Genomic DNA, 22192 nt, shown 5'->3' on the forward strand with positions numbered 1-22192 from the left:
TCCCCGACGGCGGTGATCACGTTCTTGTCTGCGTGCCGCGGTGAACAGGCCGCGGCTGCTCACAAGGAGGGTTTGAGAAGTGCAGAAGATGAAGAAGATCGCCGCCGTCACGATCGCGACCGGAGGGCTGATCCTCGCGGGCGCCGGTTCGGCGCTCGCGAGCGACGCACCCTCCGCCAACGCGCGGGGCACCGCCCTGAACTCGCCGGGCATCGCCTCGGGCAACGTCGTGCAGCTGCCCGTGCACGTGCCGGTCAACGCCTGCGGCAACTCCGTCAGCGTGATCGGGCTGCTCAACCCGGCCTGGGGCAACAACTGCGTCAACCACTGACGGCGGCGGTACGCGGCGGCCCCGCCGCGTGAGCCGACGCCCCGGCCCCGGCGCCCCCCGCCGGGGCCGGGGCCTCCGTGAAACGGCTCCGCGTGCCCGCTTCCTGTGCGCCGAACGAGGGCATCCGTACCGCTGCCCGTGCCGCGGCGGCCGGTCGGACGTTGCTCAGCATGCGACTCCGCTGCTGGAGCCGCTGACCACACAGGAGGAACAACCCGATGAAGACTGCGAAGAAGGCCGTCCTGGTCCTCGCCGCCGCTGGTGTCGCCGCTGGTGCCTCGGCCGGCTCCGCTCTCGCCACCGGCGGCCACGGCCACGGCATCGACGGCGCCAACGCGAAGGGCATCGCCGCGGGCTCGCCCGGTCTGATCTCCGGCAACCTGGTGCAGGTTCCGGTGCACATCCCGGTGAACCTGTGCTCCAACACGGTGGACGTGGTCGGCCTGCTGAACCCGACCTTCGGGAACCAGTGCGCGAACCTCTGATCTCACCGAGGCTCTGATCTCACCGAGATCCCCTGACAGACGGGCCCCGCGGCCACCCGGCCGCGGGGCTCCTGCATGTCCGGGCCCGTACGGCCCCCGTACGCCCCCGCACGCGCCCGTACGCCGCTACGGCAGCCCCCGCTCCAGCTCCTCCGCGTACGCGTTGTACGCCGCCACCTGTGCCCGCCGCGCCGTACGCTCCAGCGGGCGCAGCGCCTCCTGCCGTACGGCGATCTCCGACGCGCTCACCGCCGCGCCGTGCTCACGCCCGTCACCGCCGCGGTCGTACGCGATCGCGACCAACGCCCCGACCCGCTGCGCCAGTTCCAGCACCCGCACCGCCCGCGCCGGGTAGCCCGGTGCCAGCAGCCGGCGGCCCGCCTCCATCCGCGCCCGGTACGCCGCCAGCGCCGCGTCGGCCACAGGCCCCGAACCGGCCACGTCCAGCCGGTTCAGCACCTCCGTGGTGTCCCGCATCGCCTCCGCCAGCTCGCGTTCCGCCTCGGCGAGCGACGGCACGTCCGCGGGCGGTGCCTCCCGTATCGGCAGGCAGCGCCACACCACCTCGGTGTGCACGTCGTCCGGGTGCACGCCGTCGCCGCCCGGACCCGCCTCGTGCGTCTCCGGTACGAAGCCGAGCGCGGTCCCGGCCGCGAGCACGGCCTCACCCGCCTCCAGCGCCCACGAGTTGAACTCCGGCGGCCCGCTCAGCCCCAGCGGATGCCCCGGCGCGGGCAGCGCCACCCGCAGCCCGCGCGCGCCCAGCGTGCGCAGCCGCCCGAGCGCCAGCGTCAGCCCGGCGGGCGGTTCTTCCCGGCCCTCGCCGTCGGGCAGCCCTGCCACCCGGTGCACGTCGTCGTCACCGACGATCCGTTCCGCCGCCTCGTCGGGTGAGACCTCTCCGGCGAACAGGGCGTTTCCCCAGGCGGCCAGCCGCCCCGAACGTGGTTCCTCCAGCATGACCCCAGCCTAAGGAACAGCCTAGGGAACGCGCTGCCGACCTTGTGGCGTAGGTTTTCCCTGGGGACTGTGCCGTCAGGCACAGACGACGGCAGCGACTGCAATGGGAGACGCGCGCTCATGAGCGATGTACTGGAGCTGGTGGACGTATCCGTGGTCCGCGAGGGCCGTGCTCTGGTGGACGACGTCTCCTGGTCGGTCAAGGAGGGTGAGCGGTGGGTGATCCTCGGCCCGAACGGGGCCGGCAAGACCACCCTCCTCAACATCGCGTCCAGTTATCTGTTTCCCAGCACCGGCACCGCCACCATCCTCGGCGACCGGCTCGGCAGCGTCGACGTCTTCGAACTCCGCCCGCGTATCGGCATGGCCGGCGTGGCGCTCGCCGACAAGCTGCCGCGCAGCCAGTCCGTACTGGAGACGGTGCTCACCGCCGCGTACGGCATGACCGCGCACTGGCACGAGAGTTACGACGCCGTGGACGAGGACCGCGCCCTCGCGTTCCTCGACCGGCTGGGCATGAGCGAGTACCTGGAGCGGAAGTTCGGCACCCTCTCCGAGGGCGAGCGCAAGCGGACGCTGATCGCACGCGCCATGATGACCGACCCCGAACTGCTGCTCCTGGACGAGCCGGCGGCCGGCCTGGATCTGGGCGGCCGGGAGGACCTCGTGCGGCGGCTGGGGCGGCTCGCCCGCGACCCGTACGCGCCCTCGATGGTGATGGTGACGCACCACGTCGAGGAGATCCCGCCGGGCTTCACACACGTGCTGATGATCCGGCAGGGCAAGGTGCTCGCGGCCGGGCCCGTGGAGACCGAGCTGACCTCGCGGAATCTCTCACTCTGCTTTGGCCTGCCGCTGGTTGTGGAGCAGAGAGGCGACCGCTGGTCCGCTCAGGGTCTGCCGCTGAGCTGATCTCGCGCCTACCATGGAGGCGTGGACGCATGGGTCTGGTGGCTGGTCGCCGCCGCAGGGCTGGGAATCCCTCTCGTACTCACCGCCATGCCCGAATTCGGCATGTTCGCGGTGGGCGCCGTCGCAGCGGCGGGCACGGCCGGACTCGGTGGCGGGCCGGTCGTCCAGGTCGCCGTCTTCGCGATCGTCTCGACCGCGCTCATCCTCGTCGTACGGCCGCTGGCCAAGCGCTCGGCCGCCCAACTGCCCCAGATGCGCAGCGGCGTCGACGCGCTGCAGGGACGGCAGGCGACCGTCCTGGAGCGGGTGGACGGTCAGGGCGGCCGGATCAAGCTGGCCGGCGAGGTCTGGTCGGCGCGGTCACTCGATCCCGAAGTGGCCTACGAGCCGGGCAGCAAGGTCGACGTAGCCGAGATCGACGGTGCGACGGCTGTCGTGATGTGATAGCCGGTAACGGCCGGACAACACAGGGTTCTTGCGCAGCGGCCGCACGCAGCGAACCGCCACAACGAAGCTTCATCCACCTGCAGGGGGCTTGGCCATGGACGCCATCATCATTGTTCTGATCATCCTGGTGGCGCTGGTATTCGTCGCACTCATCAAGACGATCCAGGTCATCCCGCAGGCGAGCGCCGCCATCGTCGAACGCTTCGGGCGCTACACGCGGACGCTGAACGCCGGCCTGAACATCGTCGTGCCGTTCATCGACACCATCCGGAACCGCGTGGACCTCCGCGAGCAGGTCGTGCCGTTCCCGCCGCAGCCGGTGATCACGCAGGACAACCTGGTCGTGAACATCGACACGGTCATCTACTACCAGGTGACCGACGCCCGCGCCGCCACGTACGAGGTCGCCAGCTACATCCAGGCGATCGAGCAGCTCACCGTCACCACCCTGCGCAACATCATCGGCGGCATGGACCTCGAGCGGACCCTGACCTCCCGCGAGGAGATCAACGCAGCCCTGCGCGGCGTCCTCGACGAGGCCACCGGCAAGTGGGGCATCCGCGTCAACCGCGTCGAGCTGAAGGCCATCGAGCCGCCGACCTCCATCCAGGACTCGATGGAGAAGCAGATGCGCGCCGACCGCGACAAGCGCGCCGCGATCCTCCAGGCCGAGGGCGTCCGGCAGTCCGCCATCCTGACCGCCGAGGGCGAGAAGCAGTCCGCGATCCTGCGGGCCGAGGGCGAGTCCAAGTCGGCCGCGCTGCGCGCCGAGGGCGAGGCGCAGGCGATCCGTACGGTCTTCGAGTCCATCCACGCGGGGGACCCGGACCAGAAGCTCCTGTCGTACCAGTACCTGCAGATGCTGCCGAAGATCGCCGAGGGCGACGCCAACAAGCTCTGGATCGTGCCCAGCGAGATCGGCGACGCGCTCAAGGGCCTCGGCGGCGCCCTCGACGGCTTCCGGCCGGGCGGCGGCGGTGGCGGCAACAGCGCGGGCGGCAACAGCGGCGGCGGCCTCACCAAGGCGGACTGACACATCGCGCTGACACCGCCGACTGACACCGCCGACTGACAGAGCAGGCTGACACAACCGGCTGACCAGCGCGGACAGACCAGGGCCGGGCCCCCGGCTGCGCGTCCCGTACGCCCCTCGGGCATGATTCGCTGCATTGGGCACCGAACCATCCGAGGGGCGTTGACGCGTGGGCATCTGGGAGGCCGTGGCCGTTTGCGCGGCGGGCATCGTCGCAGGCGGGATGAACACCATCGTGGGCTCCGGGACCCTGATCACCTTCCCGGTGCTGCTCGCGGTGGGACTGCCGCCCGTCACCGCGAACGTCTCCAACGCGCTCGGGCTCGTCCCCGGCTCCGTCAGCGGCGCCATCGGCTACCGCCGCGAACTCGCCGGGCAGCGCGGCCGCGTGCTGCGGCTCGGCGGCGTCGCGCTGTGCGGGGGGATGGCCGGCGCCGCGCTGCTGGTCACGCTGCCGTCCAGCGCGTTCGATCTGATCGTTCCGGTGCTGATCGGCCTCGCGCTGATCCTCGTCATCGTCCAGCCCCGGCTGGCCAAGGCGGTGCAGAACCGGCGCGAACGGAACGGCAGCACGCCCCGCCCGCACGGCGGCCCGGTGCTGCTCGGAGGCATCGCCCTGTCCAGCGCGTACGGCGGCTACTTCGGCGCGGCCCAGGGCGTCATCTACATCGCCCTCATGGGCCTCCTGCTGCACGAGGACCTGCAGCGCATCAACGCCGTCAAGAACATCCTCGGCGCGGTCGTCAACGGAGCCGCCGCCGTCTTCTTCCTGTTCGTCGCCGAGTTCGACTGGACGGCCGTACTGCTGATCGCGTCCGGCTCGGCGGTCGGCGGCGTGGTCGGCGCCAAGATAGGGCGGAAGCTGCCGCCGACCGTGCTGCGGGCCGTCATCGTCGCCGTCGGCATCGCCGCGATCGTCCAGCTGCTGATGCGCTGACGCGCTGACGCAGGAAGCGGCGGGGGCCACCCGCCCCCGCCGCCCTGGTCACGCTGCTCTGGTCACGCCGTACGGCTCACGCCGCCGGCGCCGGTGCGGACGCCTTCGGCGCCGTCACCGTCAGCCACTCCGGCAGCGGCTCCGCGCCGCTCCCGCTGTCGCGGCCGTCCCCGCGGGCCCCGTCCCGCAGCCGCAGCGCCAGCAGCAGCGCGTCGGCCGGCGTCGGCTCGAACGGCCGGGTCAGCAGCCGCATCCCCGCCTGCGCGGGCGTACGGTCCGCCTTGCGGTGGTTGTCCGACGCACAGGCCGCGACCGTGTTCAGCCACGTGTCGCCGCCGCCGTGCGAACGCGGAACGACATGGTCCACCGTGGTCGCCCGGCGCCCGCAGTACGCGCACCGGTGCTGGTCCCGTATGAGGACACCGCGCCGCGACCACGGCGCGCGTTGTCGGAACGGCACCCTCACGAATCTGCAGAGTCTGATCACGAGCGGCACCGGAAGGTCGATGCTCGCGGCCCGCACCCGCAGCCCGGAGTGTGCGTGCTCGACGACGGCCTTGTCCTGCATGACAAGCACCACCGCGCGCCGCAGCGACACCGTCGACAGCGGCTCAAAGCTCGCGTTGAGGACGAGCGTCTCGCGCATCCCCTCCACCTCCCCGGTCCGTCCCCGTCCGGCTGACGAGGTGGCTCCACTGTGCCGCCGCCTGATCAGGTGGACAACGCAATTTCCCCCTGCCGTACGGCACGTGACAGCCGCGGAACCGCCGTACGGCAGCGGAATGAAGAGTGCGCGAAGCAGGAAAGGAAAGAGGCGCGAAAGGGAGAGGGAGAGAACGCGAAGGGCAGTCGGCGCGGCCGTCCGACCCCCGGCCGGACTCCGGCGGACAGGGGGCGCAGACACGAGCGCCCTCGCCGTCCCCGCGTCAGCGGTGCCGACTGCCCGACGCACACCATGCGCGGGGCGCCACGGGCGGCGCAACGGAATTTGTACGCCCGCCCGCGCCGCCCGTACGGAACGCACCTCCCGTACGGCACGCACCGCCCGCCGGGTGGCTCAGCCCTCGGCCCGCACCTCGTACTCGCCGATCAGCTGCGCACGCGCCAGCGTCTTGAAGCGCAGATTGAACCCGACGACAGCGGGAGACGCGTCCGCGTCCGGCCCGAGCGTGTCGGCGTCCACCGCGTACACGGTGAACACGTAGCGGTGCGGGCCGTCCCCGGGCGGCGGCGCGGCGCCGCCGAAGTCACGGGTGCCGAAGTCGTTCCGTACGTGCACGGCACCCTCGGGCAGGCCCTTCATGTCGCCCGAGCCCGCACCCGCGGGCAGCTCCGTCACGCCGGCCGGGATGTCGAACACCGACCAGTGCCAGAAGCCGGAGCCGGTCGGCGCGTCCGGGTCGAAGCACGTCACCGCAAAGCTTTTCGTCTCCGCCGGGAACCCCTCCCAGCGGAGGTGCGGAGAGGTGTTCCCCTCCGCGTACACCTGGGCGGACGGCAGCTCCCGGCCCTCCGTCACATCGTCGCTCACCACGGTGAACGCGGGCACCTCCGGGTGGAAGTCGTGCGGGAGCGGGCGCCGCTTCTGCTCGGTCACGTCGGGTCCTCCTCGTCGTGCGAATCGCTGCACCGGCCAGCCTAACGAGCGTCGCAGCGCCGGGCTGACAGCATGGCTGAGTGCTAGGCAAGACACTGCCCGCACCCGCAACGGCGGCTGCCGCTGCGGAACCGCGGGTATTACCGGGAGTACGCCGTCACCGCCCCGGGCTCCGACAGCCGCGGCACCGGACGGCACGTCGCCGGCGAAGGCGGCGGATGCGACGAACGCTCTTACCTCAGTGACCACTACGAGACCTTCAAAGCGGTGGTGCAATCGTGACCAGCCCTGTGCAACTGCCAGAACTCCCCGACGACGGCCTGAGCGGCATCTTCGACGGCACGGTGCCGCCCGGCGTCTACCGGGTGCCTTCGGTGGGACCGGAAGCCCTGCTCCAGGCCCAGGCAGAGAACTGGCAGGCGGCCGTACTGGATCTGGGCGGCGTCACCGACAAGGCGGGGTTCCTCGACGCCTGCGCCTCCGGCCTCGAGCTCCCGGACTGGTTCGGACGCAACTGGGACGCCCTTGCCGACTGCCTCACCGACCTCTCCTGGTGGGGCGAGCCGAACGGCTATCTGGTGCTCACCAGCGGCTGGCCGGACTTCGAGCGTGCCGCACCCGAGGCCGCCGAGCACGCGGCCGGTGTCTTCGCGGCGGCGGTCGGGTACTGGGCGGTCCGGGACGCGCCGCTTGCCACGCTCCTCGGCTGACCGCGCCCGACCGCGTACCGCGCCCGACCGCGTACCGCGCAACGACGGACGGGGCCCGCTCCCAGAAGAAGCGGACCCCGTCCGTCGTACGTACGCCACATGCCCCGGCGGCGGGCCGGCCGCGCTCAGAACCAGTTGCGCTTGCCGCCGACCTCCGCCAGCCACTGGTTGAGGTAGGCCGCCCAGTCGGTGTCCTGGAAGGTGTTGAGGCCCATGGTGAACGAGCGGTACGAGTCGCTGCCCTCGCTGAACAGCCCCGGCTTCTTGTCCATCTCCAGGACGACGTCCATCTCCCGGTCGTCCGCGACGAAGCTCAGCTCCACGGCGTTCAGCCCGCGGTACTGCTCGGGCGCAAAGAACTCGATCTCCTGGTAGAAGGGGAGCCGCTGCCGCGTGCCGCGGATGTGCCCCTTCTCCATGTCCGCGCTCTTGAAGCGGAAGCCGAGCGCCCCGAACGCGTCGAGCAGCGCCTGCTGCGCGGGCAGCGGGTGCACGTTCACCGGGTCGAGGTCACCGGAGTCCACGGCACGGGCGATCTCGAGCTCCGTCACCACCCCGATGTTCATCCCCGTGAGCTGCCGCCCCATGAACGACGTGATCGGCGTCTCCCACGGGATCTCCAGGCCGAACTGCACCGCGTGCACGGCGCCCGGCTGCACCTCGAAGGCACCGCCCAGCTGCTGCTTGTTGAAGACGATGTTCTGCTTGAACTCGTTGTCCTGGCTCTCCACCTCGACCTGTGCCTGGAGACCCACGGACAGTCCTTCGATCTGCTGAGCGACGGACCCGCCCTGGATCCGCACCTCGCCCTGCACGACGCCGCCCGGAACCACGTTCGGCTCGGTCAGCACCGTCTCGACCGAAGCGCCCCCGGCGCCCACGCTCGCAAGCAGCTTCTTGAAGCCCATGCTCTTCCTCTCCAGGATCGGCCCTGTATCGCCCTGCGGTGACACCTTGCCCGTAACAAACGCCACAGCCCCGCCCGCGGTTCCACCGTTCCACTAGGCTCCGACGGCATGATCGATGGCCGAGACCGTACGCGCGGCAATGACGATAGCCGTATCCCGCTGCCGCACTCCTTCTTCGACCGCCCCGTCCTCGAGGTCGCTCCGGACCTCCTCGGGCGCGTACTCGTACGGATGACGGCCGACGGCCCGATCGAGCTGCGGCTCACGGAAGTCGAGGCGTACGCGGGGGAGATCGACCCCGGCTCGCACGCGTTCCGCGGCAGGACGCGGCGCAACGCGTCGATGTTCGGGCCGCCGGGGCACGCGTACGTCTACTTCATCTACGGGATGTGGTGGAACCTCAACCTCGTCTGCGGGTCCGAGGGCCACGCGAGCGGTGTGCTGCTGCGCGGCGGCGAGATCCTCAAGGGCGCGGAGCTCGCGCGGGAGCGCCGCCCGAAGGCGCGCAAGGACACAGAACTGGCCAAGGGGCCTGCCCGCCTCGCCACGGCCCTGGGCGTGGACCGCGCCCTGGACGGCGCGGAAGTGTGCGGGCCGGAGGGCACCGGGGAGCTGCGCGTCCTCACAGGTCACCCGGTGGTCACGGGGACGATACGGACGGGCCCGCGCACGGGTGTCGGCGGCGAGGGCGCGGCCAACCCGTGGCGCTACTGGCTCGACGGCGACCCGACGGTGAGCCCTTACCGGCCACACCAACCCAGGCGTCGGAAGGCGGGACTTGACTCCGGCCGGGCCGAGGCCTAACGTTGACCGAGCCGCTGGAAAGTGGGCGGATCGTCACGCTGGCCGCAAGGCCGCGTGAGACCAGCCCAGAGCGGCCAACCACTATCGACGAATCCCAGCCGGGGGCTTTTCGGCATGCCGAAAAATCTCCCCGAGAAACTCGATTTTGAATCGGGCGGGGAAGCGGTTAACGTAGTGGAAACACGAAGGGGAGCGCCCGGAGGGTCCCGGTGAAACGGGCCCGATGGAAGCGTCCGTTCTTTGAGAACTCAACAGCGTGCTAAAAGTCAACGCCAGATATGTTGATACCCCGCCCCCTGTTTTTGTGGGGGGTATGGGTTCCTTTGAAGAACAACACACAGCGAGGAGCGCGGGCGCGGTCGGGCCCGCCGCCGAGAGGGGGCGGCCGACGATGCGGGGCCCGGCCTCGGGGTCCGCGTCGGAGGCGGCCGGGGCACCGGAGGTGTCGGGGGTGCCGGGGGTGGCTGCCTCGGGCTCCCGCGGCGCGTCCGCCCCGGTGTTGGCCGCCTCCGCTGTGTCGGTCGCCTCTGCCGGGCCCTCCGCGCCTTCCGTGCCCGTCTGCTCGTCGTGGCGCGGCAGCGCAAGCAGCACCGAGACGGCCAGCGCCGCTCCGCCCACCCGCAGCGCGAACCGCAGCGGCTCGTCCGGCAGCGGCTCGCTGAACGCGACCGTGCCGCTCACCACCGTGTACAGGAACGTCACCGTCGTGCACACCGGCACGATCAGCGACGCGCGGCAGCGCTGGAGCGCCGTCTGGGACAGGACGAGGCCCGTCGAGCCGGTGACCATCAGCAGGTACGGGTACGGCGAGGTCAGGATGGCGCCCGCGGTCCCGCCGAGGTCACCGAGGTCGAGCAGCCCGGCAACGCCCTTGATGGCCAGGGAGCTGACGCCGTACAGGAAGCCCACCGCGACGCCGTACGGGACGCCCGCCGTCGGCAGCCTGTGCCGCCGCTTCGAGCGGCGCTCCGCCGCGAAGAACGTGCCCAGGCCCACCGCCAGCGACGGCACGCAGATCAGCAGCATGACGGGCGCGGGCGCCAGCCTGCTGATCTGCTCCGTGCTGCCGCGCAGCGAGAACACGATCATCACCAGGGCGATCACGATCGCCACCATGCTCTGGCGTTCGCGTCCGGTGGGCTTCTCCCCGAGGAAGTACGCGGAGAGCAGCAGGAGCATCACGAGCCCGGTGACGAACAGCCCCTGCGCCGCGATGAGCGGCAGCGTGCGGTAGACGGCGAGCTGCGCGGCGAAGCCGAGCAGCAGGGAGGCGGCGCCCACGATCCACAGCGGGCTGCGCAGCAGCGCGAACACGACCTCCGCCGGGCGCCCGGCGGACAGCGGGGGCAGCGAGGAGAGCGCCCGCTTCTCGATCACGAAGCCCGCGCTGAAGAGGACGTTGGCCAGCAGAGCCGCCGCGACGCCCCACACCATCAGAGCCGCCGGGCGTGGACGAGCAGGATCGAGGCCAGGGAGGGCGCCCGGCAGGCGAGCCGGTCCAGCGGGCGCAGCGGGCGGGGCACGTCGTGGTACGGCGCGCCCGTGATCCGTACGACCTCGAAGCCCGCGGCGGGCAGCAGCGAGCGCAGTGCCCGCGCGGTGTACAGCCGCAGGTGGCCCACCACTTGGGAGCCGGGCCTGCCGTGGATGCCCCGCAGGCTGACCTCGGAGAAGACCGGCTGGACGCCGGCGAGGATCAGCCCGCGGTTGTACCAGGCGGCGAGGTTGGGTGTGGAGAGCAGCAGGTGCCCGCCGGGGCGCAGCACGCGGTGCAGCTCGTCGAGGGCGGAGTCGGGGTCCACCAGGTGCTCGATGACCTCGCTGAAGAGGACGGCGTCGGCGACGCCGTCGGCGAACGGCAGCCCGGGGTCGGTGAGTTCACCGCGTACGGCCGTCAGGTGCCGGTTGGCGCGCCGCAGCGCGTCCTGCGACCAGTCGACGCCGATCATCCGGTGCTGCGACAGGGTCTCCGCCGCGGTGGCCGCCGCCGATCCGTCGCCGCAGCCGACGTCGAGCACGGTCTGCGGCACGGAGCCCAGGGCGCGCGCCAGGATCGCCGCCTGGCGCCGGCTGCGGTCGGGGCCGGAGGCGACGGGGGTGTCCGGGTCCTCGTACAGGTCGCGCAGCTGCGCGGGGCGCTTGCCGGCCCCGGCGCCCGCGCCCGTCGTCGTACGCGTCATCCGTCCGCACCTCCCGCTCCCGCTCCCGCGTCCGCTTCCGGTTCGTACGAGGTGGACTCCAGCGCGCGGGTGAACAGTTCGCCCAGCAGGTGCCCCGCCGCGTCGTCCAGCCGCGCGTGCGACCAGCGCAGCGCGAGCTGCAGCCGGCCGCCCGTGGACACGGTGGTCACGGAGAGGCCGCGCGGCGAACGGCCGGGCGCCGAGAACCAGACGGCCGTGGCGCGGCCCGCGTCACCGAAGTCCAGCGGGTACGGGACACGGCCGATGTTGGACAGCAGCGTCGTCGACGCCCACGGCCCGGCGCCGTCCCGCAGCGCCCGCGTGTACGCCGCGCGCAGCCCGACGGGCAGCCAGGGCGTGGTCAGCAGGTCGCCGCTGAAGCCGAGTTGCGGCCGGTCGGCCTGCTTCAGCGCGCGCGTACGGGCGGCGGTGACGCGCAGCAGCCGGGCGACCGCGTCCTTGTCGGGTGCGCCCGGCGCGGTGAGCGTGTCGTGCAGCTCGCGTTCCTCGCTGCCGAAGGTGACCTCGACCAGGCGCGTGCCGTTGCCGATCGGCATGTCCGCGGTGCGCGGCCGGTCGTCCACCGGCATGGTGATCCGTACGGGCCTGGGCGCCTGCTCGTGCATCCGGTTCCAGCGGGCGGACATGATCCAGGTGGCCACCAGCAGCTGGTCGTTGACGGTGTACGGGGCGACGCCGCCGGTCCGCGGCGGCCGGGCGGGCACGGGCAGGTCGGCGATGAGCATGCCGTTGCCGGGCGCGCCCGGGTGCCGGGTGTCGGCGGCGATGCGCGCGGGGCGCGTCCAGGGCGAGGTGGCGGGGCTGGGCGGCGGCGCGTCCGGGACGCCGGCGCCGGTGCGTACGGGCGGGGGCGCGGGGGAGTTGTCGGCGCCGCCGTACAGTTCGGCGGCCGTGGCCAGCACCCGCAGGCAGGCGGGGCCGTCCAGCGCGGTGTGGTTGATCGTGACGAGCAGCACCCACGCGCCGCTGCCGTCGTCGTGCTCGACGACCTCGATCCGGATGGGCGGCGAGGTGTCCAGCGGCGGGCACTCGGCGAGCGCGCGCCGGCGGCCCTCCTCCAGCGTGCCGCCGGGGTACGAGACGGGGTCGGTGTCCGGCCCGTCGGTCAGCTCCCACTCGTACCGCCGGTGCCACCAGCGGGTCGGCGCCTGCTCCCGCGCCCGCGTCCGCTCCCGCGCCTGTTCCCGCGCCTGTGCCGTCCGGCCCGCCGGCGCTGAGTGTGGCGGTGCCGGCGGAGGTGGTGTCCGCGGCGGGGGCCGCTTCGGGGTGGTGCGGCCCCGCACCGTCGGTGGCTGCCACGGCGCCGTCACCCGGCGGGCGGTCGCCCGCCGGGGCCGTGCCGTCGAAACCCTTCTGTGGTGCCGTCATCGACCGGCTTCCTCCCCCTTCTCCGGCGGCTCCTGCCCGGACTGCCCGGACGGGCCGGGCTGCTGCGCCCCGGGCGGTCCCGGCGGCGGGCCCCCGTGCCGCTGCGGCAGCGACGGCAGTTGCTGCGTCGGCGGGTCCGTCGGCGCTGTGCCCTGTCCGGGCTGTCCGGGCTGTCCGGGCTGTCCGGGCGGCCCGACGGGCCCGGCCGGGCCCCGTCCTGACAGTACGGGTCCGACCACCGGCCGGGGCTGCGCCGGATCGTCGAACTCCGGCGGCCGGGGCCCGTACGTCCCCGTGTCCGGCTCGGACTCCGGCTCTTCCGTCCTGCCCGGCAGCGTGACCAGCGCGGCCGACAGCGCGAGCAGCGCCAGCGCCTGTGCCACGCGCCCGAACGCGCCCTCGCCCTCGCCGATTCCGCTGCCCGTGCCCGCCCCGATGGCGGCGGCGACGCCCGCGGCCGCCATGGCCAGCAGCGCGGTCGGCACGAGCAGTCCGGGCCGTACGCGTGCCAGCACCGCGAGCGCCGGCACGACCAGCGCGTACGGTCCCGCGACGAACGCCACGACCAGCGTCAGGGCGAGCACGCCCAGCACCCAGCCCGGCGCCGGGACTTCACCGTCGTCGGTGCCGAGCGGTGTGCCCGCGCGGCGGCGTACGAACGCGAGTCCGAGGAGCGCCAGGATGCCGACGCCCCCGGCGATCAGCCCGCCCTCGTACCAGCGCGCGGGCTCGTACTCGAGCTCGACGACGCCACTCGCGCCCTCCGGCACGAGGAAGCCCTGCTGCCAGCCGTCGATCCGCAGCGGCGTCAGCTCCTTGCCGTCGAGGGTGGCCTTCCAGCCGTCGTTGACGTTCTCGTACGTCTGGAGGTACGCCGCCTCGCCGTCGCCGACGCGCACCGAGCGGCGGTCGCCGAGCCAGTCCTCGGGCGAGACCTCGCGGGCGTCGCCGGCGGACGGCGCCGCGGAGGCGGCGCCGGACGAGCCGCCCGGCGCCGCGTTCTCACCGCGGGCCAGCGTGAGGTCGGTGATCGCCAGCGGGCCTTCGTCGCCCGCCTCCACCGAGTGGCGGCCGCTGTTGAGTGCCAGCGTGCCGTCCTTCTCGTCGCCCGCGCACAGTTCGACGTCGACGGGGCGCCGTTCGGTGAGGTCCCTGACCTTGCCGGACGCCTTCGTGGCGTGCAGCTTGCCGTCGACCGCGAGCACCGGGCCCTGGCCGCAGGGCAGCGTGAACTCCTCGTCCGGGTCGGCGGCCGGCGCCCGCAGGTCGTCCAGCTCCGGGATATGGATCTCGCTGAGCCCGGCCGGGAGTTGCAGGGCCTTGTCGGCGAACGGGTTGTGCACCGTCTTCTGTTCGGTGTCGGTGATGGTGATGTCGAGCGAGTCGGTCTCCATCTCCTCGAAGCGCGCCCAGCCGTTCTGGTCGACGGCCGTCGTCACGGCGCCGTCGTCGGAGCTGATCCGCACCTCGGTGGGGGCCGCCGTGATGCCGCCCGCCCCGGCCAGTACGACCTCGCTGATCTTCCGCTTCTCCGGCCAGCTCAGATGGACGGTGGGCGCGTTGCCCGCGATCCACGAGGTGGTCAGGTTCTTGTCGACGAGGCTGCGCGGACTGGTCTCGACGCCGAACCGGCTCGTGGAGTCGGCGGTCGCGACCAGCCGGTCACGGGAGCCGGGGGCCACCTTGTCGAGTACGTCGTCCAGTTCGTCGCCGGGCACCGGCAGCGCCTGCCCGGTCACCGCGAAGTCGTCCGAGCCGGTGGTGTCGAACTGCCGGTGCAGCCCCACCTCCGAGGACGTCGACATGAGGCCGCCCGGGTCGCTCTCGCGGTGCAACGACACCAGTTCGCTGCCGCCCTCGCCGCCTTCCCGGCCGGCTGCCCCGTCCTCCGGGAGCTTCAGCAGCTTGGTGACCTGCACGTCCGGAATGGAGATCTCCGAGAAGCCCGCCCCGGTCAGGCCCGGCTGCGCGCTCTCGGTCCCGGTGATGGTGACCTTCAGCCACTTCGCCACGCCCTTGGGCGCCTTGATCTCCTGCTGCGAGCCGTTCGGCTGCAGCGGGCTCCGCGCGCTGCCCTGGTCGGTCTCGACGCGCACCTCGGTCGGTACCGCCCGTACCTGGTCACCGGGGAGCGGCGTGACGTTCAGCTTCTCCGGGATGTCGGTCGGGTTGTCGAAGGCGATACGCAGCCACTGCCCGTCCGGTTCACCGGCGCTGCCCTCGGCCCAGCCGGTGTCCGGGTTGCCGTCGAAGGCGTTGACCGGCTCGAACTGCGGCAGGTGGAACAGCCAGTTGCCGCTGCTGGACGCCGTCACCGACTTCGCTCCGCGCAGCGTGGCGGTCGTCTGGTGCTCGGTGCCCTCGGTCGGGAGGATCTGCTTCGGTTCCTCACCCGGGTCCTGCACGCTGTCCGGGTGGTTCCGCTCCTTCGCCCCGTACGTCGCGGAGGTGTTGTTGGTGAGCAGCCCGAAGCGGGTGTCCGCCCGGCGCAGCCCGTCGGCCTGCACCTTGAGGGCCGGGCTGGTGATGCCCGGGTGCTTGTCGCCGGCCAGCACGGTGGGCCGGCCCGCCAGCCGGGGATCGGCGGCGAGCGGGAGCAGCGACTCGGGGCCGCCGCTGACCACGGCCGTGTCGGCGGCCGCCTTCGCGGTCACCTGCCCGGGGCGCTCGGTGTCCGCGGGCTCGTAGATCTCCACGGCCTGCGGCTGCGGGTACAGCCCCACCACGTCGACGGGGGTGTTCGCCGGGATGGTGCCGCCGGTGATCTTCGGCCCGAAGCCTTCCACCTTGCGGTAGCCGGACGCCTCCAGGGTGCGCTTCACCGTCTCCGGCGGCACGTAGCCGACCTCGCCGGGGTCCAGGTCGTTCCGTACGACCACGTTGTACAGCCCCGAGCGGGCCAGGAAGTCGGACAGGCCCGGCACTTCGCCGCCGGACTTCAGCGCCTGCTCCACGGCGTCCAGCGCGCGGCGGTTGCCGGGCGTGCCGAAGGGCACGAAGTCCCGCTGCGCCCACGGTGATTCGGCGAGCACGTCGAGCGGCTGGTCGATCGGGGAGCCCCAGGTGTAGATGCCGTGGGCGGTGGAGGGAGTGACGTACGCCCGGGTGTCGGGGGAGTTCTTCTCCAGCCAGTCCGCCGTCTGCTCCCAGTGCCTGGGCAGCTTCTCGAACGCGCCGGGCTGCATGATGTCGCCCTTGAGGTACGGCACCGCCAGCCCCGGCAGCAGCAGCACGGCGGCCACCACCGGTATGTACCGCCGGCCGCGGAACGTACGCGTGCGCTCCGCCGTCGCCAGCCGCCCGACGACGTGGCACAGGCCGAAGGCGAGCGCGAGCGCCAGCCCCGGCTGGAACTTGTAGATGTTGCGGAACGGCCGCAGCGAGCCGTCCAGCCAGTCCTGCACCGTGCCGGCGAACGGGCCGCCCAGCCCGCCCGCGTACCCCGCCAGCATGATCGCGGTGACGGTCACGGCGGTCAGCACCAGCCAGCGCCGCTCGGGCAGGTCGCGGCGCGCCAGCCCGGCCAGCCCGACGGCCGCGGCGGCGCAGCTGGCGAGGATGGCCAGCACCCCGGTGGCCAGCGCCCAGCCGGCGGGCAGCCAGGGCTCGCCGTAGTTGAGGTACGCGGTCCAGTTGCCGGCGCCGCGCAGCATCTCGGTGGCGGACATGGTGCCGGTGGTGGTGTCGGCCTGCTCGACGTACGGCATGAAGTCCTCGCCGTAGATGCCGAGCAGCAGCAGCGGTACGACCCACCAGAGGGTCGCCAGGATGACGCCCGGGGTCCACCAGGCGATGAGCGTACGGCGCCTGCGGCCCGTACGGCTGAGCACGTACAGCCCGACGGTCAGCAGCGACGCCAGCGTCGACGCCGCGTTCACGCCGCCCATGAACGGGATGATCAGCGCCGAACGGGCGGCCGCCACACGCGGCGACGCCGTGACGGACGTCAACGGCAGGATCACCCACGGCAGTACGGCGCCCGGCAGGGCGGCGGCCGAGGTGGAGCCGATGACGATGGTGAACGTCGGCCACAGCGCGTACACGGCGGCGCCGAGCAGCCGGGAGCGGGAGGTGCCGATGCCGAACCGCTCCGCCAGCCGCAGCGCGCCCCAGAACGCGGCCGTCACGACGAGGGACAGCCACAGCCGTTCGGCGAGCCAGGTGGGGATCTGGAGCAGGTCGGTCAGCGCGTAGTACGGCAGCATCGGGAAGGCGTAGCCGATGTACTGGTCGGCGATGCCGCCGAAGCCCGCCTGGTTGTGCCAGAGCTCGCCGAGATCGCCGAGGAAGCGCCAGGGGTCGGTGGCGACCCCGAGCTTCGTCTCGAACGTCATCTTGCCCGGCGAGGACGCGAGGAAGCCGACGAGCACGGTCAGCCAGGCGGCGAGCAGCCAGCGCCTGCCGCGCGGCCGGTCGTCCGGGGGAGGCAGCGCTGCCGTCCTGGCGTGCTGTGGCCTTCCCGGGCCCGCCGGGGCGGGCGGGCTGATTGCGCTCGTGGTCATTGTGGGCACCGCCGGAGGATGAGGAGGAGGTTCCAGGTGGCGAATTCGCGGAGGCCCGGCACGCGGGTGATCGCACCTGGCAGGAACGGCCAGTAGCGCGAGCGCGCGGAGAGGACCTCCACGTCGTCGCGGGCGCGTACCTGGCGGAGTGTGGGGCCGATGTGCACGGCGAAGAGGTTCTCGCCGAGGGTGTGCTTGGCCTCGCGGCCTGTGCGCCTGCGGTAGCGGGCGCGGGCGCGCTCGGCACCGAAGTAGTGCCAGGGGGCGGTCTCGTGACCGCCCCAGGGCGAGTACCAGTTGGTGAACGACACGTAGATCAGCCCGCCGGGGCGGGTGACGCGGACCATCTCGGAGAGGAAGGTCTGCGGGTCGGCGACGTGCTCCAGCACGTTGGAGGAGAAGCACACGTCGGCCGTGCCGTCGGCGAGCGGCAGCAGGTAGCCGTCGGCGAGGACCGCGCCCTCGGGCCGCCGGCCGCCCGCCAGCAGCTCGCTCATGTCGGGTTCGAAGAGGAAGCTCTGGGCGCCGCGGCGGCGGAACTCCTCGGTGAAGTGCCCGCTTCCGCCGCCGATGTCGACGACGGTCGTTCCCTTCAGCGGCTGGTACTGCTCGACCTGCTGGGCGGCGTCCCGGGCGAGCAGTCCGTAGCACTGCTCGGGCTCGGTCTGCTCCCGCATGAAGGCCCGGAAGAGAGCGAGGGATCTTCTGAACGAGGGGTCGCGCACGCCGTGTCAGCCTCGCTTCCGGCTCAGGGCGGGGGTGGCCGCACGTGCGTACGCCTCGGTCGCGACCGCACGGAAGCTGCGTACGGTGTTGGCCCACCGGAAGCGTCTGGCCCGCAGTTCGGCGGCGCGGCCCAGCGCCTCGCGGCGCTGCGCGGACAGCGCCACGGAGCACCAGTGCGCGGCGAACGAGCTCTCGCCGCGCGCCAGCAGGCCCGTACGGCCGTCCTCCACGGAGTCGCGCAGGCCGGGTATGTCGAAGCCGACGGCGGGCGTGCCGCGGGCGGCGGCCTCCGTGACGACCAGGCCCCACCCCTCGACCATCGACGGGTGCAGCAGCAGCCACGCCTGGCAGAGCAGCCGGTGCTTCTCGGCCTCGCTGACGTGCCCGGTGAAGACCACGCCGGGACCGGCCATCGCCTCCAGGCGGGCCCGCTCGGGGCCGTCGCCGACGATGACGAGCCGGCCGCCGGTGACGGGACGTACGCGTTCCCAGAGCCGCAGCAGCAGGTCGATGCGCTTGTACTCGACGAGCCTGCCCATCGCGAGGAACAGCGGCTCGGGTGCCTTGGGCACGAGCGGCCCGGGGTCCTCGACGCCGTTGTAGACGATGCGTATCTCGTCCCGCGGCACCCCGAGCCCGGCCAGCGCCTCGGCGGTGGAGCCGGACACGGCGATCTTGAGGTTGCTGCGGTGGTTGCTGGCGAGCGCCCAGTGCTCCAGGCGGCGGCCGAGGCGTGCGGCGGGCGCCGGGTAGCGCATGCCCCACAGGTCCGTGTGCACGTGGTTGACCAGGCACACGGTCGGGCCGCGGTGCCAGAGCGGGGCGAGATACGGCATGCCGTTGGAGACCTCGACCAGCAGGTCGCAGTCGCCGACCTGGCGGGCGAACGCGCGGCGGGCCCGCAGGAAGTGGTCGGCGTCGCCGCCGGCGGAGACGACACGGTAGTCGCGGTACGCGGCCGGGCCGCCGCACAGCAGGGTGACCTGGTGGCCCTGTGCGGTCAGCCCGTCGGCTATCCGGTCGACGAGCAGCTCGGAGCCGCCCGCGGCCGGGTTGCCGAGGTCGCGCCGGGCCAGGAACACGATGCGTCTTGGAGGCTCCGGTTCCGTACTGCGCCACGCACGCGCGGCGCTGCTGCTGGTGGTGCTGGTGGTGCTGGTGGTGCTGGTGGTCCCGGTGGTGCCGGTGTGGGTTGCGATGGCTGTGTTGACGGTGTTGCCCGTCGTGACGGTGCCGCTTGTGGGGGTGGCGGCGGCGGTGGCGTCGGCGGCGGGCGCGTGGGGGGTCGCGCTGCGTGGGGGGACCAGCGACGGTCGTACGTGCTGGGGCATCTGCGCTCCAACTCGTCTGAGAGTGCGGTTCGAACGGGGCTCGTGCGCGGGGGGTGCGTCGGGCTCGTACAGGGGGCGGATCCGGGGCGGGATGCGCTGTGGATAGCTCAGTGTTCGCTCACCCCATGAACGGGGCTACTCACCGGAGTGATAATTTCCGGCACCGGCAGGGCTGAGTCTTCATCACATTGCGCTCCCGCCCGCGCCCTGTCCGACCGGCCGGTTCCGGCCACGTACGACGAGGAACCCACCCCCGACGGCCAGCAGTCCGCCGGCGGCGGCGCTCCCCACCGGGGCGGTTTCGCCGACCAGTTCCAGCTTGTCGCTGTCGGCCCTGGCCAGATCGACCTGCTCGCGCTGGGTCTTCTTGGTGAACTCGAGTTTGTCACTCTGGAGCAGGGTCACCTTGTCCCGCTCGCCGCCGGGCGCCCGCAGGACCATCCGCGGGGCGATGCTGACGCGCAGGATGCGGCCGGTGCGCTCGTCGACGGTGATGTCGATCTTCTCGTTGGAGTACCACTCCTCGGCGTTCACCTGGCCGCGGTCCTTCTCGCCCACGAGGACGCCGGGTACCTGTCGCGCACCCACCTTGACCTGCTCCTTCACCGCTCCGGTGTAGCGCAGGCCCTCGTAGCCCGCGACCTTCTGGCGGCCCTTGTAGCTCAGCGGCACGGTGTCCCCGAGGGTGGCGTCCCACCAGGTGTAGCCGCGCTCCTCCATGTCGAAGGGGAACTTCAGGTACGCGTCGCCGGCGAAGCGCGTCGGCGCCTCGTCGCAGCAGTGCACCGGGCGGTTGGTCTTCCGGTCGGTCACCCACCGCTCGGTCGTCCACTGGAACGACTTGCGCGGGTCGTTGAGCTTGAGCGTCTTGGGGTTGTCGATGGTCTGCGACACGTCCCAGACGGCGACGTCGTGCTTCTCGCTCTCCGCGACGTTGCCCAGTACCCGGCGGGTCACGGTGAGCTTCTGGCCGTTCTTGGTGGCCACCGCCTCCTGGTCGAAGTAGCTGCCCGTGCCGGCGAGCACCGTCGTGGAGTTGATGTCGATGGGCGTGCGTTTGGCACGCGGCTCGACGTACCACGCCAGCATCGGCGCGAGCACCAGCAGAAAGACGCCGAGCCCCAGCAGGACCAGCGAAAGCGGTGAACAAGAACGACGCATGGCGAGGTCTCCGGAGGTCAGGCGATGCTGCGGGGGAACGGTGCGCGTTCGGAAGAGGCCGTGAAGGCTTCGTATGAGCCGGAAACGTAAGCGACGCCTTGACACGGCGTCAATGCTTCTTTGACACTCGAGTAACTTAAGCCAGCAGCCCCTGGGGCGGGGGCGGTGCGCATTCACGGAAAGAGGTTTGCCGCGCCATGCACAGACTTATCGCAGCCGCCCTGACCTGCGTCGTTGCCGCGGCACTCGCGGTCGGCGCAGCACTCGGCATCGTTGCCGCGCTCAATGCCACGCCGGAGCAGCCCAACGTTCCGCTGGTGCACTTCGGCTCGTCGCCCTCCGGGCCCGATCCCGCAGAGACCGGGCCGGGGGAGTGATCGGTGCCGGCCACCACGGTGCGTTCTGCCTGGCAGGACGTGCCGCAACTGCGCGTACGGCAGTTCGCCGAGCGTGCGCTCGCCGAGGTGCCGGGGCTTGCCGAGGACATCCTCAGCGAGATCAAGCGCGAGTACCCCGAGCTTCCGCTGGTGCTCGACGAGTCCGGCGAGCCGCTGGCCCTCATCGGCATCCGCCGCGCCCTCGAACACTTCGTGGAGCACCTCGACAAGGGGCTCGACGCCCCGCGGGTGCCGCCGCAGGTCTTCCAGGAGTTCGGCCGGGGTGAGGCGCTCCAGGGCCGCAGCCTCGACTCGCTGCAGGCCATCTACCGGCTCGGCATCCGCATGTCCTGGCGCCGCCTCGCGGACCTCGGCACGCGGATGGAGATCCCGGCGCCCGCGATGCACGAGATCGGCGACGCGGGCTTCCAGTTCCTCGACGGCCTGGTGGCCGAGTCCGTACGCGGCTACGCCGAGGCCGCGGCCCGGCGCGCGGGCGAGCGGCTGCGGCTCCAGCGGCGGCTGCTCGACCTGCTGCTCTCCGAACACCACCGGGCGCCCGGTGACCTGACCGAACTCCTCGCCGACCGCGCGGCGCGGATCGGCTGGACGGTGCCGCGTACGGTCGGCGTGGCCGTGCTCGTACGCCCCGCGCGTTCCGCCGTACCGCCCGCCGTCAGCGACGAGGTCCTGCTCGACATGGACTACGACCAGCCGCGCATGGTCGTGCCCGAGCCCGACGAGGCCGGGCGCGCGGAGCTGCTGCGGCGGGCCACGGCGGGCTGGACGGGGGCCATGGGCCCGCAGGTGCCGCTGATGGAGGCGGCCAAGTCGCTGTACTGGGCGCAGGCCGCGGTCGGGCTGATGGAACGCGGACTGCTGCCCAGCGGCGGCCTCCTGCAGTGCACCGAGCACACCGAGGCGCTGGTGCTGCTGCCGCCCCAGGAACTGATCGGCGATCTCGCCCGCCGCCGGCTCGCACCCCTCCTCTCCTGCGGGCCGACACACGGCCGGCGGCTGGCCGAGACGCTGCTCGCGTGGCTGGAAACACGCGGCGGCGCCCCCGAGGTGGCGAGCCGGCTCGGCGTACACCCGCAGACCGTGCGCTACCGGCTGCGCCAGATACGCGAGCTGTGGGGCGCGGACATCGACGATCCCGACAGCCGCTTCGAACTGGAGCTGGCGCTCCGCACGATGCGCCTGAAGGGCGAGTTCGGCCCCGCCCGGCAGGGCTGAACCGCGCGTCCCGGGGAACGTACGCCGGGGTGTCACCCGGGGCGTCGCCCGGGGCGTGACCTTCCCGTGTTGTCCGGACCATTGACGGTCGCGCACCGCGCGTTCTACGTTCACGTCAGCATTTCGAACGACGTTCGAAACTGCGAACAACACTGCGGGAGCAGCG

The 22192-nt window shown here is 72.3% G+C and carries 22 protein-coding genes; 11 read left to right on the top strand and 11 right to left on the bottom strand.

The window, feature by feature from the left end:
* The first annotated feature begins 88 nt into the window (after positions 1 to 88).
* On the top strand, positions 89 to 331 hold the full coding sequence (locus tag DVA86_RS17720; protein WP_208884824.1) for a chaplin: 243 nt from the start codon (positions 89 to 91) through the stop codon (positions 329 to 331).
* 218 nt (positions 332 to 549) lie between these two features.
* Positions 550 to 816 carry a chaplin gene (locus DVA86_RS17725; protein ID WP_208879570.1) on the top strand — a complete coding sequence of 89 codons (267 nt, stop codon included), beginning with the start codon at positions 550 to 552 and terminating at the stop codon, positions 814 to 816.
* Positions 817 to 942: 126 nt separating this feature from the next.
* Here the strand turns inward: DVA86_RS17725 and DVA86_RS17730 are convergent, their stop codons facing one another.
* Positions 943 to 1776 (bottom strand): hypothetical protein, encoded by an 834-nt coding sequence (locus DVA86_RS17730; RefSeq protein WP_208879571.1) that lies wholly within the window; start codon positions 1774 to 1776, stop codon positions 943 to 945.
* Positions 1777 to 1896: 120 nt separating this feature from the next.
* Between DVA86_RS17730 and DVA86_RS17735 the strand changes: the two genes are divergently transcribed.
* The 4 genes from DVA86_RS17735 to DVA86_RS17750 all read left to right on the top strand — a co-directional run bounded on the left by DVA86_RS17735 (position 1897) and on the right by DVA86_RS17750 (position 5105).
* Complete coding sequence (locus DVA86_RS17735) at positions 1897 to 2688, top strand: ABC transporter ATP-binding protein (RefSeq protein ID WP_208879572.1); 792 nt, start codon at positions 1897 to 1899, stop codon at positions 2686 to 2688.
* A gap of 21 nt (positions 2689 to 2709) precedes the next feature.
* Positions 2710 to 3132, top strand: coding sequence for an NfeD family protein (locus DVA86_RS17740; RefSeq protein ID WP_208879574.1), 423 nt, complete (start codon positions 2710 to 2712; stop codon positions 3130 to 3132).
* A 97-nt stretch (positions 3133 to 3229) separates the two neighbouring features.
* A complete protein-coding gene (locus tag DVA86_RS17745; RefSeq protein WP_208879575.1) occupies positions 3230 to 4168 on the top strand; it encodes an SPFH domain-containing protein in 939 nt (312 codons plus the stop codon).
* A 169-nt stretch (positions 4169 to 4337) separates the two neighbouring features.
* Complete coding sequence (locus DVA86_RS17750) at positions 4338 to 5105, top strand: sulfite exporter TauE/SafE family protein (protein ID WP_208879577.1); 768 nt, start codon at positions 4338 to 4340, stop codon at positions 5103 to 5105.
* A gap of 76 nt (positions 5106 to 5181) precedes the next feature.
* Here the strand turns inward: DVA86_RS17750 and DVA86_RS17755 are convergent, their stop codons facing one another.
* Positions 5182 to 5751, bottom strand: coding sequence for an HNH endonuclease (locus DVA86_RS17755; RefSeq protein WP_208879578.1), 570 nt, complete (start codon positions 5749 to 5751; stop codon positions 5182 to 5184).
* 411 nt (positions 5752 to 6162) lie between these two features.
* Entirely contained in the window at positions 6163 to 6702 is a 540-nt protein-coding gene (locus tag DVA86_RS17760; protein WP_208879579.1) for a YbhB/YbcL family Raf kinase inhibitor-like protein, read from the bottom strand.
* 123 nt (positions 6703 to 6825) lie between these two features.
* Between DVA86_RS17760 and DVA86_RS36285 the strand changes: the two genes are divergently transcribed.
* Positions 6826 to 6984, top strand: a complete 159-nt coding sequence (locus DVA86_RS36285; RefSeq protein ID WP_425470991.1) for a ribonuclease domain-containing protein — start codon at positions 6826 to 6828, stop codon at positions 6982 to 6984.
* On the top strand, positions 6981 to 7412 hold the full coding sequence (locus tag DVA86_RS17770; RefSeq protein WP_208879580.1) for a barstar family protein: 432 nt from the start codon (positions 6981 to 6983) through the stop codon (positions 7410 to 7412). Before DVA86_RS36285 ends, DVA86_RS17770 begins: the two co-directional genes overlap by 4 nt.
* A 125-nt stretch (positions 7413 to 7537) precedes the next feature.
* Here the strand turns inward: DVA86_RS17770 and DVA86_RS17775 are convergent, their stop codons facing one another.
* Positions 7538 to 8320, bottom strand: a complete 783-nt coding sequence (locus tag DVA86_RS17775) for a sporulation protein (protein WP_208879581.1) — start codon at positions 8318 to 8320, stop codon at positions 7538 to 7540.
* A gap of 108 nt (positions 8321 to 8428) precedes the next feature.
* Between DVA86_RS17775 and DVA86_RS17780 the strand changes: the two genes are divergently transcribed.
* The gene (locus DVA86_RS17780) at positions 8429 to 9124 is read left to right on the top strand and encodes a DNA-3-methyladenine glycosylase (protein ID WP_208879582.1); all 696 of its coding nucleotides are present in this window, start codon (positions 8429 to 8431) and stop codon (positions 9122 to 9124) included.
* Positions 9125 to 9205: 81 nt separating this feature from the next.
* On the opposite strand, the gene DVA86_RS36110 is transcribed toward DVA86_RS17780, so the two are convergent.
* The 7 genes from DVA86_RS36110 to pgfA all read right to left on the bottom strand — a co-directional run bounded on the left by DVA86_RS36110 (position 9206) and on the right by pgfA (position 20413).
* A complete protein-coding gene (locus DVA86_RS36110) occupies positions 9206 to 10558 on the bottom strand; it encodes a DMT family transporter (protein WP_208879583.1) in 1353 nt (450 codons plus the stop codon).
* Positions 10558 to 11304 carry a class I SAM-dependent methyltransferase gene (locus tag DVA86_RS17790; RefSeq protein ID WP_208879584.1) on the bottom strand — a complete coding sequence of 249 codons (747 nt, stop codon included), beginning with the start codon at positions 11302 to 11304 and terminating at the stop codon, positions 10558 to 10560. The genes DVA86_RS36110 and DVA86_RS17790 overlap by 1 nt, the downstream gene beginning before the upstream one ends.
* Positions 11301 to 12608: a condensation protein gene (locus tag DVA86_RS17795; protein WP_208879585.1), complete on the bottom strand. Its 1308-nt coding sequence runs from the start codon at positions 12606 to 12608 to the stop codon at positions 11301 to 11303. Before DVA86_RS17795 ends, DVA86_RS17790 begins: the two co-directional genes overlap by 4 nt.
* Positions 12609 to 12689: 81 nt before the next feature.
* Positions 12690 to 17195, bottom strand: coding sequence for an alpha-(1->3)-arabinofuranosyltransferase domain-containing protein (locus DVA86_RS17800; RefSeq protein ID WP_208879587.1), 4506 nt, complete (start codon positions 17193 to 17195; stop codon positions 12690 to 12692).
* Positions 17192 to 17920, bottom strand: a complete 729-nt coding sequence (locus DVA86_RS17805) for a class I SAM-dependent methyltransferase (RefSeq protein WP_208879588.1) — start codon at positions 17918 to 17920, stop codon at positions 17192 to 17194. Before DVA86_RS17805 ends, DVA86_RS17800 begins: the two co-directional genes overlap by 4 nt.
* Positions 17921 to 17926: 6 nt before the next feature.
* Positions 17927 to 19252: a glycosyltransferase family 4 protein gene (locus DVA86_RS17810; protein WP_245996729.1), complete on the bottom strand. Its 1326-nt coding sequence runs from the start codon at positions 19250 to 19252 to the stop codon at positions 17927 to 17929.
* Between the two features lie 183 nt (positions 19253 to 19435).
* Positions 19436 to 20413: a cell envelope lipid trafficking protein PgfA gene (gene pgfA, locus DVA86_RS17815; RefSeq protein WP_208879589.1), complete on the bottom strand. Its 978-nt coding sequence runs from the start codon at positions 20411 to 20413 to the stop codon at positions 19436 to 19438.
* A 197-nt stretch (positions 20414 to 20610) separates the two neighbouring features.
* On the opposite strand from pgfA, the gene DVA86_RS17820 reads away from it, so the two are divergent.
* Both DVA86_RS17820 and DVA86_RS17825 read left to right on the top strand, forming a co-directional pair.
* Positions 20611 to 20790 (top strand): hypothetical protein, encoded by a 180-nt coding sequence (locus DVA86_RS17820; RefSeq protein WP_208879590.1) that lies wholly within the window; start codon positions 20611 to 20613, stop codon positions 20788 to 20790.
* Positions 20791 to 20793: 3 nt separating this feature from the next.
* Positions 20794 to 22026 (top strand): PucR-like N-terminal domain-containing protein, encoded by a 1233-nt coding sequence (locus DVA86_RS17825; protein ID WP_208879592.1) that lies wholly within the window; start codon positions 20794 to 20796, stop codon positions 22024 to 22026.
* Positions 22027 to 22192 lie beyond the last annotated feature (166 nt).

Source organism: Streptomyces armeniacus, from assembly GCF_003355155.1.
GTDB lineage: Bacteria > Actinomycetota > Actinomycetes > Streptomycetales > Streptomycetaceae > Streptomyces > Streptomyces armeniacus.

What these genes read in the sequence shown, in the direction of transcription:
- DVA86_RS17755 (WP_208879578.1), bottom strand. Translation starts at nt 5,751, where the DNA reads ATGCGCGAGACGCTCGTCCTCAACGCGAGCTTTGAGCCGCTGTCGACG.
- pgfA (WP_208879589.1), bottom strand. Translation starts at nt 20,413, where the DNA reads ATGCGTCGTTCTTGTTCACCGCTTTCGCTGGTCCTGCTGGGGCTCGGC.
- DVA86_RS17730 (WP_208879571.1), bottom strand. Translation starts at nt 1,776, where the DNA reads ATGCTGGAGGAACCACGTTCGGGGCGGCTGGCCGCCTGGGGAAACGCC.
- DVA86_RS17810 (WP_245996729.1), bottom strand. Translation starts at nt 19,252, where the DNA reads ATGCCCCAGCACGTACGACCGTCGCTGGTCCCCCCACGCAGCGCGACC.
- DVA86_RS17720 (WP_208884824.1), top strand. Translation starts at nt 89, where the DNA reads ATGAAGAAGATCGCCGCCGTCACGATCGCGACCGGAGGGCTGATCCTC.
- DVA86_RS36110 (WP_208879583.1), bottom strand. Translation starts at nt 10,558, where the DNA reads ATGGTGTGGGGCGTCGCGGCGGCTCTGCTGGCCAACGTCCTCTTCAGC.
- DVA86_RS17820 (WP_208879590.1), top strand. Translation starts at nt 20,611, where the DNA reads ATGCACAGACTTATCGCAGCCGCCCTGACCTGCGTCGTTGCCGCGGCA.
- DVA86_RS17775 (WP_208879581.1), bottom strand. Translation starts at nt 8,320, where the DNA reads ATGGGCTTCAAGAAGCTGCTTGCGAGCGTGGGCGCCGGGGGCGCTTCG.
- DVA86_RS17800 (WP_208879587.1), bottom strand. Translation starts at nt 17,195, where the DNA reads ATGACCACGAGCGCAATCAGCCCGCCCGCCCCGGCGGGCCCGGGAAGG.
- DVA86_RS17780 (WP_208879582.1), top strand. Translation starts at nt 8,429, where the DNA reads ATGATCGATGGCCGAGACCGTACGCGCGGCAATGACGATAGCCGTATC.
- DVA86_RS17725 (WP_208879570.1), top strand. Translation starts at nt 550, where the DNA reads ATGAAGACTGCGAAGAAGGCCGTCCTGGTCCTCGCCGCCGCTGGTGTC.
- DVA86_RS17745 (WP_208879575.1), top strand. Translation starts at nt 3,230, where the DNA reads ATGGACGCCATCATCATTGTTCTGATCATCCTGGTGGCGCTGGTATTC.
- DVA86_RS17790 (WP_208879584.1), bottom strand. Translation starts at nt 11,304, where the DNA reads ATGACGCGTACGACGACGGGCGCGGGCGCCGGGGCCGGCAAGCGCCCC.
- DVA86_RS17735 (WP_208879572.1), top strand. Translation starts at nt 1,897, where the DNA reads ATGAGCGATGTACTGGAGCTGGTGGACGTATCCGTGGTCCGCGAGGGC.